Source organism: Pandoraea sp. NE5 (genome assembly GCF_024363545.1).
In the GTDB taxonomy this organism is placed as follows: domain Bacteria; phylum Pseudomonadota; class Gammaproteobacteria; order Burkholderiales; family Burkholderiaceae; genus Pandoraea; species Pandoraea cepalis.
The window spans coordinates 517975-530314 of sequence record NZ_AP025517.1; the positions used below are offsets into that span (position 1 = coordinate 517975).

Here is a 12340-nt window from a genome sequence, read left to right on the forward strand (position 1 = left end):
AGTGGGGAGAAAGTGTTGTTATCTGCCGACGGCCGCATCGGCCTGGGCTTGGCGCGCACGATACAGCGCAAGTCGCGCGCTCAGCGCATCGCTCGGCGCCGCGGCGCGCGCCGGACTGGCCCCAGCGTTCTGAATCTCGCGCCAGAAATGACAGGCAACTTGCCGGCCGTCGGGCAACACTTCGTCGACCGGCTTGTGCTCGCGGCACGCGGCGCGCGCATGCGGGCAACGCGGATGGAAGCGGCACCCGGGCGGCGGCGCGGTCGGGCTGGGCAATTCGCCGCCGAGCGGCGCGCGTTCGCGCCGCAAGTGCGGATCGCTCGCGGGGATTGCTTGCAGAAGGGCCTGCGTGTAAGGGTGCAGCGGCGTGTCGAAGAGCGCGTCCGCGCTGGCCAGCTCGACAATCTCCCCAAGGTACATCACCGCCACACGATCACTCATGTGGCGAATCACCGCCAGATCGTGGGCGACCATGATGAGCGTCAGTCCGAAGTCGTGCTTGAGGCGTTCGAGCAAATTGATGACCTGGGCTTGCACGGAAACGTCGAGCGCCGAGACCGGCTCGTCGCCAACGATCACCCGAGGCTCCCCCGCCAAGGCTCGCGCAATGCCGATGCGCTGTCGCTGACCGCCGGAGAACTCATGCGGAAAGCGTTGTGCGTAATCGGGTTGCAGGCCGACGGTGCGCAGCAGTTCGGCCACGCGTTCGTCCCGGGCACGCCCACGGGCGAGGCCGTGCAACGCGATAGGTTCGCCGATCAGTCCCCCCACGGTCATGCTCGGATTGAGCGACGCGAACGGGTCCTGGAAGATGATCTGAAGTTCGCGCCGAAGACGCCGCATGGCGCTCGCACCCAACGTCATGATGTCCTCGCCCTGATAGCGCACTTCGCCGCGCGTGGCATCGAGCAAGCGCAACAACAGCCGCCCCAGCGTGGATTTTCCGCAACCGGATTCGCCCACGATTGCGAACGTCTCTCCGGCCTGCACGGAAAATGACACGCCGTTGACCGCATACACCGTGGGCGCACGAGAGAAGCCGACGCGATGACCGCCGAAGTGCTTGGTCAGGTCGCGCACGTCCAACAGCGGGTGCACAGGGGCGGGGGCGTTCATACGGCAACCTCTTCCATCGGGAATGCGGGCGGTGTCAGGGCCTCCACCGGTGCCAGCCAGCAGGCCACGCGATGCTTGCCGGACAACGTACGCTCGACAGGGGCTTCCTGCGTGCAGCGGGCTTCGGCAAACGGACAGCGCGGCGCAAAACGGCAACCGGCAGGCATGCGTTCCGGTGAAGGCACCGCGCCACGGATGGTCGCGAGCGTGCCCTCGCGTTTGCCAATCGACGGAATCGCCCCCATCAGACCGATGGTGTAGGGATGCTGCGGATCATCGAAGATCTCGTTCACCGAGCCGTATTCGACGATGCGCCCCGCGTACATCACCGCGACATCGTCGGCGACTTCGGCGACCACGCCCAGGTCGTGCGTGATGAGCACGACGGCGGTGCCGGTTTCGCGCTGCAAGGTTTGAATGAGCGTGAGTACCTGCGCCTGAATCGTCACGTCGAGCGCGGTGGTCGGTTCGTCGGCAATCAGCAGCGCGGGTCGGTTGGCAAGCGCCATCGCAATCATTACGCGCTGACGCATGCCGCCGGACAGTTCGTGCGGGTAGTTGTCGAGCCGTGTCTCCGGTGCGGGGATGCGCACCCGCTTGAGCATTTCGAGCGCCTCGGCGCGCGCGGCGCGGCGATCCAGACCGCGATGGCGCCGAATGCCCTCCTCGATCTGATGACCGATGGTGAACGACGGGTTCAGCGAGGTCATCGGCTCCTGGAAGATCATCGCGAGACGATTGCCGCGCAGGTCGGCAAAGTCGCGCTCCCCCAACGTCAGCAGATCCCGACCTTCGAACATCGCGCGCCCCGCCACGACATTGGCGGGCGGACTCGGCAACAACCCCATGAGGGCGAGCGACGTCACGCTCTTGCCGCATCCCGATTCGCCGACGATGCACAGCGTCTTGCCGGGATACACGGCAAACGAGACGCCATCGATCAGATTCGGCGAGTCGGGCGCTTTGGAAAACTTCAGCGACAGTCCGGTGACATCAAGCACCGGCCCAGCGTCTGCGGGCATGGTCATGGGCGCGTTGTAGGGGTCATCAATCGTCTTGCCCCGGTTCCGGAAAGTCGGTCGCGAGGGATGTGCGTGACACGATTATGTCTTCCACGCACGCAAAAGAAATATTAATATTTCTTTTTCAAACGTAAATTATTTTTAACCTCTCGATGCTTACGTTGCGCATGTTGAAGACGTTCCGGCTGGTGGCACAAACCGGCTCGTTTGCGGCGGCCGCCGAGCGTGCCGCCCTGACGCAGGCGGCCGTCAGCCTGCAAATGCGCGGTCTCGAAGATGCCGTCGGTCAGCGGCTGTTCGATCGGCGCGGCCGGCAGATCACGCTCACGCGTCAGGGACGCGACTTGTTTCCGCGCGTCGAGCAGATCCTGGCGCTCACCGCCGAGCTGAGCGCCACCTCCGCCGGCACCATGCAGGGCCCGGTCACCATCGGCGCCGTGGTGTCGGTCATTGGCGCACTGTCGATGGCTGTCGCGGAACTCAAGACCGCGCACCCACGGCTCGATGTGCGGCTCACGTCGGCGCGCTCGGACGAACTGACCGATCTCGTCGAGCAGGGCGAGGTCGACATCGCCGCCGTGGTCGCGCGCGCCGACGATGCGCGCGTCGACGGCCTGGTGTGGACGCCCCTCTATACCGAGCCGATGGTCATGGTCGTGAATCGCGACGTCACCGAAACCGACCCGCAGCGCATTCTCGACGAGCACGCGTTTTTGCGCTTCGACCGGCGCGTTCGCACCGGCATGGTGGTGGAGCAGGCGTTACGCGCGGCGAAGCTCGGTGTGACCGAATACCTGGAGCTGAACTCCATCGAGACGATCGTCGCGCTCGTGCGCAAGAATGTCGGCGTATCGGTGCTGCCGCAACTGCATCGCGGCGATTGGCAGTCCGACCCGTTGTTGCGCATCGTGCCGATTGCCGAGCCGCCCTTGCTGCGCACGGTCGGCATGATTCATCGTGAGCATGACTCACGCACGCACGACATCACGGCCGCCATCGCCGGCATGTTGCACGACGTGTGAGTGGATGCTGCGACGAGGGAAAAACGGCGCGAACACTGTCGCGCCGTGACCGAAAATGAGAAGCCTGCAGCCGCGCATGCGATCAATCGCGCGTCTCGAAGGCCTTGTTGATGCGCAGTGCCAGCAGCGTGCAGACAGTGCCGGAGAGCAGATAGGCGCTCACTGCGATCAGCCCGAACTCGGACGACAATCCCAGTGCCACGAGCGGTGCGAAGGCCGCGCCGAACAGCCACGCGAAGTCGGTCGTCAGCGCCGCCCCGGTGTAACGGAAGCGTTGCTCGAAGTTCGACGTCACCGTGCCCGCCGCCTGCCCGTACGACAATCCGAGCAGGGCGAAGCCGACCAGGATGAAAATGTCTTGCTGCGTCGAGCCGCCGCCCATCAGGAACGGCGCGAAGAGTGCGAATATGCCGATAAAGATGGCGAAGAGGCCCAGCGTGGTGCGTCGGCCGATGCGGTCGGCAATGCGCCCGGAAATGACCGTGCACACGATGGCGATCGCCGCGCCGCACAGTTGCACGATCAGCACATTGTTCAGATCCTGGCTGTTTTTCAGCGCGATCCACGACAGCGGGAACACCGTCACCAGGTGAAAGAGCGCATAGCTTGCGAGTGCGGCGAAGGCGCCGAGAAAGATGTTGTATCCCTGCGAGCGCACCATCTCGCGCGTGCTGATCGGCTCCAGTTGGCCCTCTTCGAGCATCTCCGTATATTCGTGCGTCACCACCAGACGCAGCCGGGCAAACAGCGCGACCACGTTCACGGCGAACGCCACATAGAACGGATAACGCCACCCCCACGTTAGGAAGTCGTCGGACTCAAGGCTCGAGTGCAGGAACAGGAACAGCGAGGCCGCGATGATGAAACCGATCGGCGCGCCCAGTTGCCCCATCATCGAATACCAGCCGCGCCGCTGAGGTGGGGCGTTCATCGCGAGCAGCGACGGCAGCCCATCCCACGAACCGCCGAAGCCGATGCCCTGCACGAGCCGGAAGAACGCGAGCAGCCAGATGGCGCGGTCCCCCAGTACCGCATAGCCCGGCAGGAACGCCATGCCGGCTGTCGCCGTGCCGAGCACGAACAGCGCGGCGGTGAGCTTGACGCTGCGCCCCCAGCGGCGCTGCGCGTTCATGAACAGCGCGGTACCGAACGGGCGCGAAATAAACGCGAGCGAGAAGATCGCGAACGCGTACAACAAGCCATGCAGGCTGTCAGCGAACGGGAAGAAAACATGGGGGAAGACGAGGACGGCGGCAATGCCGAACACGAAGAAGTCGAAGTACTCGGAGGTGCGTCCGACCACCACGCCGACCGCGATTTCCTCGGGCGCAATGCGCGACTTGCTCCCGTGATCGTGCGCTGTCGATGCGGCAGTCACGCCGGGCGGCGTCGGCGATTGATGAGCACTGCTTGACATTATCGGACCCCCTTGCGGATCGGGATGACCATGACACTCGTGCCAGAAGAGCATCGCAGGTATCGCGAATCGACGCCATAGGGTTTACCCTAAATTGCCGCATCATGGAGGGGAGTCCATGATGAACCCGGTCTACGGCTACGGTTCCATCGATCGCAGCATGACTTCCCCCAAGTGCCTTCGCGGGGTATTTTTGCTCCCCGCCACCGCGTTGCTGTCCGGTTGCAATACCGTATTGATGTCGCCCTCGGGCGATCTTGCGGTAAGGCAGCGGGACATCATCATCATTTCCACTGTCCTGATGTTGCTGATCATCGTTCCGGTGATCGTGCTGACACTGGTCTTCGCATGGCGTTACCGAGCGTCGAACAAGCGTGCCATTTACACGCCCGAATGGGATCACTCGACGCTGCTCGAACTGCTGATCTGGGCCGCGCCGCTGCTGATCATCATCGCGTTGGGCGCGCTCACCTGGGTCAGCACACACAAGCTGGACCCCTACCGGCCGCTTGAGCGCATCGACGCCAAACGCGAGATCCCCCCCGACACGCGCCCCCTCACGGTGCAAGTGGTCGCCATGGACTGGAAGTGGTTGTTCTTCTATCCCGATCTGGGCATTGCGACCGTCAACGAACTGGCCGCCCCCGTCGATCGGCCGATCCGATTCGAAATCACATCGACGACGATGATGAATTCGTTCTTCGTGCCCGCCCTGGCCGGACAGATCTACGCGATGCCGGGCATGGAAACGAAGCTGCATGCGGTCATCAACAAGCCCGGGATCTATGACGGCTTCTCCGCGAACTTCAGCGGCGCGGGCTTCTCGGGCATGCGCTTCAAATTTCACGGACTGTCGGCAGACGGTTTCGACGCGTGGGTCAAACAGGTCAAGGCGCGCGGCGACAACCTCACGCGCGACAAGTACGAGGCCCTCTCCCAGCCGAGCGAATGGGTGCCCGTCCACTACTACGGCGACGTGGCGCCCAATCTTTATGACGCGATTCTGAACCGCTGCGTGCAACCCGGGCAGACCTGTCTGAAGGACATGATGGATCAGCCCAATCATCCGCGCGCCAGCCGGGCGCGCACAGGCACGTCCGAGTCGTTGCTCGCCGACGCGATGTGCACGGCGCAAAACACCGTGCAGTTCGCCTCCGACACTCGGCACGCCCCCGGCGAGAGACTTACGCAGTGACGCATACCGCGCCCAACCGTCGACAATGATGCGCCTTGTGCGCGATTGATCCCAGGCTCGAGCTTATGGACATCGTCAAGTTGATCTTCGGCCGCCTCACGCTCGAGGCGATCCCGTACCACGAACCGATTCTCGTTGCGACCTTTGCCGGGGTAGCGTTCGGAGGCATCGTCGTACTGAGCGCCATCACCTACTTCAAGTTGTGGGGATACTTGTGGCGCGAGTGGTTCACGAGCATCGATCACAAGAAGATCGGCATCATGTATGTGATCCTGGGCATCGTCATGCTGTTGCGCGGCTTTGCCGACGCCGCGATGATGCGCATGCAGCAGGCGATCTCGTTTGGCGACAACATGGGGTATCTGCCGCCGCACCACTACGATCAGATCTTCACCGCGCACGGCGTGATCATGATCTTCTTCGTGGCAATGCCGCTGGTGACTGGCCTCATGAACTTCGTGGTGCCGCTGCAGATCGGCGCGCGCGACGTGGCGTTCCCGTTCCTCAACAACTTCAGCTTCTGGATGACGACCAGCGGGGCCATGCTCGTAATGCTCTCGCTCTTCGTCGGCGAATTCGCAGGCACTGGGTGGCTGGCTTACCCGCCGTTATCGGGCATCCTGCAGAGCCCTAACGTCGGGGTCGATTACTACATCTGGGCACTGCAGATCGCCGGGATCGGCACCCTGCTCTCGGGGATCAATCTGCTCGTGACCATCGTGAAGATGCGCGCCCCCGGCATGACGATGATGCGCATGCCGGTCTTCACATGGACCTCGCTGTGCACGAATGTGCTGATCGTGGCTGCCTTCCCGGTGCTAACTGCCGTGCTCGCCCTGCTGGCGCTGGATCGCTACGCCGGCACCAACTTTTTCACGAACGATCTCGGCGGCAACGCCATGATGTACGTGAACCTGATCTGGATCTGGGGCCACCCCGAGGTCTACATTCTCGTGCTGCCCGTGTTCGGCGTGTTCTCCGAGGTGGTCGCCACCTTCTCCGGCAAGCGCTTGTTCGGCTATGCGTCGATGGTCTATGCGACGGTCGTGATTACGGTGCTGTCGTACCTCGTGTGGCTGCACCATTTCTTCACGATGGGCTCCGGCGCGAGTGTGAACTCGTTTTTCGGCATCACGACGATGATCATCTCGATACCGACCGGCGCGAAGATTTTCAACTGGCTGTTCACCATGTATCGCGGGCGCATCCACTTCGAAGTGCCGATGCTGTGGACCGTCGGTTTCATGGTGACGTTCGTCATCGGCGGCATGACCGGCGTGTTGCTCGCCGTACCGCCGGCCGACTTCTCGCTGCATAACGGCCTGTTCCTGATCGCTCACTTCCACAACGTGATCATCGGCGGCGTGATCTTCGGGGTCATGGCGGCAATCACCTACTGGTTCCCCAAGGCCTTCGGCTACCGGCTCGATCCGTTCTGGGGCAAGTGCTCGTTCTGGTTCTGGTTCATCGGCTTCTACGTCGCCTTCATGCCGCTGTACCTGCTGGGCCTGATGGGCGTGACCCGTCGCGTGAGCCACTTCGACGACATGTCGCTGCAAATCTGGTTCCAGATCGCCGCCGTGGGGGCACTGCTCATCGCCATCGGCATTGGATGCTTCATCGTCCAGCTCGTCGTGAGCTTCATCCGCCGCGAGCAACTGCGCGACGACACGGGCGACCCGTGGAATGGCCGCACACTGGAATGGTCGACGTCGTCCCCCCCGCCGGCCTACAACTTCGCCTTCACGCCGATCATTCACGACAACGACGCCTGGTGGCAGATGAAGCAGCACGGCTTCAAGCGTCCGGAGCACGACTTCATTCCGATCCACATGCCGAAGAACACGGGCGCGGGCATCATCCTCGCGGGGCTTGCGACGGTATGCGGCTTCGGGCTCATCTGGCACATGTGGCTGGTGGTGATCGTGGCGTTCGTGGCGCTGCTGGCGACCGCCATCGGCCACACGTTCAACTACCACCGCGAGTACTACATCCCGGCCGATCAGGTCGAACAAACGGAGGCAGCGCGCACGCGCCTGCTCGCGCAGCATGTCTGATACGACGGCACCCTTCCCGGCCGGTGGCGCCCCGCTCGGGGCCCACACGCCCAGCGCGCCGCACGACGGCGAGTTGAAGTTCATGATGACGAGCGACTACCACCCGCCCAACGGGACGCTGCTCGGCTTCTGGGTCTACCTGATGAGCGACTGTCTCGTCTTCGCCTGCCTGTTTGCGGCGTATGGCGTACTCGGGCGCAACTACGCAGGCGGGCCGACCGGTGCGGAGTTGTTCGAACTGCCGCTCGTGGCGTTGAATACGACCTTCCTGCTGCTCTCGTCGATCACCTATGGCTTTGCGATGATCGAGATGCAGCGGCGACGCCAGGGCGCGGTGCTAGGCTGGCTCGCGGTCACCGGCGTTCTCGGTGCGGCGTTTCTCTCGCTGGAACTCTACGAGTTCGCGAACCTCATTCACGAGGGGGCGGGGCCTTGGCGCAGCGCGTTCCTGTCTTCGTTCTTCACGCTGGTGAGCACCCACGGGCTGCACGTCACGTTCGGCATCGTCTGGCTCATCACCCTGATGGTGCAGGTCGGCAAGCATGGCCTCACCGCGCCCAACCGCCGCCGGCTCATGTGCCTGTCAATGTTCTGGCACTTTCTCGACGTGGTGTGGATCGGCGTCTTCACGTTTGTCTATCTGATGGGAGTGCTGCCGTGAGCACCCACGACTCGACCCTGCACAATGCCGACGGGCACGGCCACGATCACGATCACGACCATGGCGACGAAGGACCGCACAGCACCCTGCGCGGGTATGCGACCGGCTTCATCCTGTCGGTCATTCTCACCGCCATTCCCTTCTGGTTCGTGATGGGCGGTGTATTCGAGAAATCGAGTACCACCGCGATCATGATCCTGTTCCTGGGCGCCATTCAGATCGTCGTGCATATGATCTACTTCCTGCACATGAACGGGCGCTCCGAAGGCGGCTGGAACCTGTTGTCGTTGATTTTCACGATCGTGCTGGTCGTGATCACGCTGTCGGGTTCGCTATGGGTGATGTATCACCTGAACCAGAACATGATGGCGGGTATGATGCAGGATACGAAAAACCTCCCTTGAACGGCACTTCCCTTGAGCAGCAATCGACTTCATGACTCGGGGGGCGCACAGCGTCCCCCGCGCACTTCCGGTGCGCCCGCCCGCCCGTCTCCCCTTCGACTGATCATCCTTGGCGTTATCACGTTGGTGCTGGTCAGCGTCTTCGTCTCGCTCGGGACCTGGCAGCTTCATCGCCGCGCCTGGAAGCTCGATCTGATCGAGCGTGTGAATTCGCGCGTGCATGCGCCGCCCACCCCGGCGCCCTTGCGTGGCCAGTGGGCCTCGGTCAACGCGGCCGCGGATGAGTATCGCCACGTCTCGCTCAGCGGCACGTACCAGTTCGACAAGGACACGCTCGTGCAAGCCGTCACCGATCTGGGCGGCGGGTTCTGGGTGCTCACGCCGTTGCGCACGGCAGATGGGGGCGAAGTGCTGATCAACCGCGGCTTTGTCCCGCCGGGCTGGAAGGAATCCGTGCCGGCCGCCCCGGCGGGTGCGTTCACCGTCACCGGTCTGCTGCGCATGCCCGAGCCGGGCGGCGGATTCCTTCGCAAGAATGCGCCGTCGGAGAACCTCTGGTACTCGCGCGACGTCGCGGCCATTGCGACCGCGCGCGGACTAACGAGCGCCGACGTGGCGCCCTTCTTCGTCGATGCCGACGGCAAGCCGGGCGCAGATGCAAGCCGCGCGCTCGTCAGCGGCGATGCTGAAGCCGTCACCGGCCGGGCACCGGCACTCGACTACCCCGTGGGCGGGCTCACCGTGGTGCAGTTCCCGAACAACCATATGAGCTATCTGCTGACGTGGTACGCGCTGGCGATCATGTCGGCCGTGGCCGGCGGGTTCGTCATCCGACTCGAACTGCGCAAGCGCGGCTAGTCGAACACCCTGCGGCCGCGACGCGGTCTCGTGTCGCATCCTTCCGAAATCGCGTTCACGACAACGTGGTGACAGCGCAACAGCTGCCAGGCGGAACCTCATCGTTTCAACCGGTTCCGCCTGCCGATCTGCCTCGATTCCCGCAGCGACCGCCCATCCACATCTGACCCCATATAGCAACAAGCGCTTGTCGGCAATGACAAGCGGGCACTTCTGCGGAATGTCCAGAGCCACTCGATCTCGCAATGTGGCCCGTCACGCGGACGTGTGAGACATCATTCCCTAATTAGCCGATATGCGTTAACGTTCCATGGTCGACGGAACTGTTACGCATGCCGAAACCAAGGCAGCGGAGACGTCGCCCCGCAACCGTGCCAGCCTCAGGTGCGCCGCGCGGGCGAGCTGCTGGTCGTGCGTCCGTCGCCAGCGAAGTTGAAATTTCCCCCTATCTCGCTCAAACAAGAACATTTAAAGACGATGAAAAATCCAACCTTATCCAAAGCGTTTCTGGCGACAGCGCTGAGCTGTGCGTTGTTCAACGTTCACGCGGCCTCGCAGGCACCGGTCGGTGCCGAGAACGGCATGGTGGTCACCGCCCAGCACCTGGCGTCGAAAGTCGGCGTGGACGTGCTCAAGGCCGGTGGCAATGCCGTCGACGCGGCCGTGGCCGTGGGATATGCGCTCGCCGTGGTATATCCGGCAGCCGGGAATCTCGGCGGCGGCGGTTTCATGACGATCCAGCTTGCGGACGGCCGCAAGACCTTCCTCGATTTCCGCGAGAAGGCCCCGCTGGCCGCGACGGCTAACATGTATCTCGACAAAGACGGCAACGTCATCAAGGGTGCCTCGACCACGGGCTATCAGGCAGTGGGCGTACCCGGCTCCGTGTCGGGCATGGAATACGCCCGTGAAAAGTATGGCACCAAGACTCGTGCGCAACTGATCGCGCCCGCCGTCACGCTGGCGGAAAAGGGCTTCGTGCTCGATCAGGGCGACGTCGACATGCTTTGGACGGCGACCAAGAATTTCGAGAGCGACCGCGCCAATTCGGGCGCCATCTTCCTGAACAAGGGCCAGCCGTTCCAGCCAGGCGAACGCCTTGTGCAGAAGGATCTTGCACGTACGTTGAAGCTGATCAGCGCGAAGGGTACCGACGGTTTCTACAAGGGAGAGGTCGCCAACAAGCTGGTGGCGTCGATGAAGGCGGGGGGCGGCATCATCACCCAGGCCGATCTCGATCAGTACAAGACGCGCGAACTGGCGCCGGTCGAGTGCGACTATCGCGGCTATCACGTGGTCTCTGCCCCGCCGCCCAGCTCGGGCGGCGTGGTGATCTGCGAGATCATGAATATCCTCGAAGGCTACCCGATGACCGAGCTGGGGTATCACTCGGCGCAGGGGGTGCATTACACCATCGAGGCGATGCGCCACGCGTACGTCGACCGCAACAGCTATCTGGGCGATCCCGATTTCGTGAAGAACCCGATTGCCCACCTGCTCGACAAGCAATACGCGGCCAAGATTCGCGCGGCCATCAACCCGCAGAAGGCGGGTATCTCACAGGAGATCAAGCCGGGGGTGGCGCCGCATGAAGGCAGCAACACCACGCACTACTCGATCATCGATCGCGACGGCAACGCGGTGTCGGTCACCTACACGCTCAACGACTGGTTCGGCGCAAAGGTGATGGCCAACGGCACGGGCGTCATGCTCAACGACGAAATGGACGACTTCACCGCCAAGGTGGGCGTGCCGAACCTGTATGGCCTGATCCAGGGCGAAGCGAACGCCATCGGCCCGGGTCGTCGTCCGCTGTCGTCGATGAGCCCGACCATCGTCACGAAGGATGGCAAGCCGGTCATGGTCGTTGGCACGCCGGGCGGTAGCCGCATCATCACGGCCACCCTGCTCACGATGCTCAACGTCATCGACTACGGCATGAATCTGCAAGAAGCCGTGGACGCCCCGCGCTTCCACCAGCAGTGGATGCCGGAGGCGACCAACATCGAGCGGTTCGCCCTGAGCCCCGACACGCAGAAAATCCTCGAAAGTTGGGGTCAGAAGTTTGCCGGCCCGCAACCGGCGAACCACGTCGCCGCCATTCTCGTGGGCGCGCCGTCGCTGGGCGGCAAACCGATCGGGAAGAACCGCTACTATGGCGCGAACGATCCGCGTCGCAACACGGGACTCGCGCTCGGTTATTGATTGAGGGCGTGTGATCCAAACGACATTGGGATCGAAGGAATTGATGGGGCCGCGCGCGCGGCCCCATTTTTTATGGATGCCGTCTGCGAACGTGTGTGTCGCAGCGTCTTCGTACCCCGAGAGTTAGACATCTGTAACATTTTGTAATGCGTCGTTTGAACGCTCAGGAACTCCTCGCGCGCGTAACGTCCAACAGGTTTCCCGTGTATTTCGCCTGCATCGCGTGCGGTGGCTGCTGCCGCGAGTTGCCTTGTTGTGTGCACATGTCGACCGTATCTTCTGACTATGGAACCGCGTGAAGATGTCTGCCCTGTGGTACCCATTGTTTAGCTCGTCGTTGCCTCGTCTTCGTCGCCTCCCTCGCCGCCCTCGTCTCTCCCGGT

At 63.0% G+C, this 12340-nt stretch carries 10 protein-coding genes; 7 read left to right on the plus strand and 3 right to left on the minus strand.

Going from position 1 to position 12340, the window contains the following annotated elements:
• Nucleotides 1–18: 18 nt before the first annotated feature.
• Together PanNE5_RS02380 and PanNE5_RS02385 are read right to left on the minus strand one after the other, a co-directional pair.
• On the minus strand, nucleotides 19–1116 hold the full coding sequence (locus tag PanNE5_RS02380) for an ABC transporter ATP-binding protein (RefSeq protein WP_150552476.1): 1098 nt from the start codon (nucleotides 1114–1116) through the stop codon (nucleotides 19–21).
• On the minus strand, nucleotides 1113–2138 hold the full coding sequence (locus PanNE5_RS02385) for an ABC transporter ATP-binding protein (RefSeq protein ID WP_410007555.1): 1026 nt from the start codon (nucleotides 2136–2138) through the stop codon (nucleotides 1113–1115). The genes PanNE5_RS02380 and PanNE5_RS02385 overlap by 4 nt, the downstream gene beginning before the upstream one ends.
• A gap of 152 nt (nucleotides 2139–2290) precedes the next feature.
• Between PanNE5_RS02385 and PanNE5_RS02390 the strand changes: the two genes are divergently transcribed.
• A complete protein-coding gene (locus PanNE5_RS02390; RefSeq protein ID WP_261939163.1) occupies nucleotides 2291–3160 on the plus strand; it encodes a LysR substrate-binding domain-containing protein in 870 nt (289 codons plus the stop codon).
• A gap of 82 nt (nucleotides 3161–3242) precedes the next feature.
• Here PanNE5_RS02390 and PanNE5_RS02395 read toward each other — a convergent pair whose 3' ends face one another.
• On the minus strand, nucleotides 3243–4577 hold the full coding sequence (locus PanNE5_RS02395) for an MFS transporter (protein WP_026131810.1): 1335 nt from the start codon (nucleotides 4575–4577) through the stop codon (nucleotides 3243–3245).
• Between the two features lie 160 nt (nucleotides 4578–4737).
• Between PanNE5_RS02395 and cyoA the strand changes: the two genes are divergently transcribed.
• From cyoA to ggt, 6 genes are all read left to right on the plus strand, one after another.
• Entirely contained in the window at nucleotides 4738–5772 is a 1035-nt protein-coding gene (cyoA, locus tag PanNE5_RS02400) for a ubiquinol oxidase subunit II (RefSeq protein WP_051060118.1), read from the plus strand.
• A 65-nt stretch (nucleotides 5773–5837) separates the two neighbouring features.
• A complete protein-coding gene (gene cyoB, locus PanNE5_RS02405; protein WP_261939164.1) occupies nucleotides 5838–7829 on the plus strand; it encodes a cytochrome o ubiquinol oxidase subunit I in 1992 nt (663 codons plus the stop codon).
• On the plus strand, nucleotides 7822–8490 hold the full coding sequence (gene cyoC, locus PanNE5_RS02410; protein ID WP_261939165.1) for a cytochrome o ubiquinol oxidase subunit III: 669 nt from the start codon (nucleotides 7822–7824) through the stop codon (nucleotides 8488–8490). Before cyoB ends, cyoC begins: the two co-directional genes overlap by 8 nt.
• Complete coding sequence (gene cyoD, locus PanNE5_RS02415; protein ID WP_017233201.1) at nucleotides 8487–8894, plus strand: cytochrome o ubiquinol oxidase subunit IV; 408 nt, start codon at nucleotides 8487–8489, stop codon at nucleotides 8892–8894. The genes cyoC and cyoD overlap by 4 nt, the downstream gene beginning before the upstream one ends.
• A gap of 12 nt (nucleotides 8895–8906) precedes the next feature.
• Nucleotides 8907–9752 carry an SURF1 family protein gene (locus PanNE5_RS02420; protein ID WP_261939166.1) on the plus strand — a complete coding sequence of 282 codons (846 nt, stop codon included), beginning with the start codon at nucleotides 8907–8909 and terminating at the stop codon, nucleotides 9750–9752.
• Nucleotides 9753–10334: 582 nt separating this feature from the next.
• Complete coding sequence (gene ggt, locus PanNE5_RS02425) at nucleotides 10335–11957, plus strand: gamma-glutamyltransferase (protein ID WP_232424580.1); 1623 nt, start codon at nucleotides 10335–10337, stop codon at nucleotides 11955–11957.
• Nucleotides 11958–12340: the final 383 nt, after the last annotated feature.

Excerpts from the sequence above, each read along its gene's own strand:
- PanNE5_RS02390 (WP_261939163.1), top strand. The coding sequence starts at position 2,291 with ATGCTTACGTTGCGCATGTTGAAGACGTTCCGGCTGGTGGCACAAACC.
- ggt (WP_232424580.1), top strand. The coding sequence starts at position 10,335 with ATGGTGGTCACCGCCCAGCACCTGGCGTCGAAAGTCGGCGTGGACGTG.
- PanNE5_RS02385 (WP_410007555.1), bottom strand. The coding sequence starts at position 2,138 with ATGCCCGCAGACGCTGGGCCGGTGCTTGATGTCACCGGACTGTCGCTG.
- cyoB (WP_261939164.1), top strand. The coding sequence starts at position 5,838 with ATGGACATCGTCAAGTTGATCTTCGGCCGCCTCACGCTCGAGGCGATC.
- cyoC (WP_261939165.1), top strand. The coding sequence starts at position 7,822 with ATGTCTGATACGACGGCACCCTTCCCGGCCGGTGGCGCCCCGCTCGGG.
- cyoA (WP_051060118.1), top strand. The coding sequence starts at position 4,738 with ATGACTTCCCCCAAGTGCCTTCGCGGGGTATTTTTGCTCCCCGCCACC.
- PanNE5_RS02395 (WP_026131810.1), bottom strand. The coding sequence starts at position 4,577 with ATGTCAAGCAGTGCTCATCAATCGCCGACGCCGCCCGGCGTGACTGCC.
- PanNE5_RS02380 (WP_150552476.1), bottom strand. The coding sequence starts at position 1,116 with ATGAACGCCCCCGCCCCTGTGCACCCGCTGTTGGACGTGCGCGACCTG.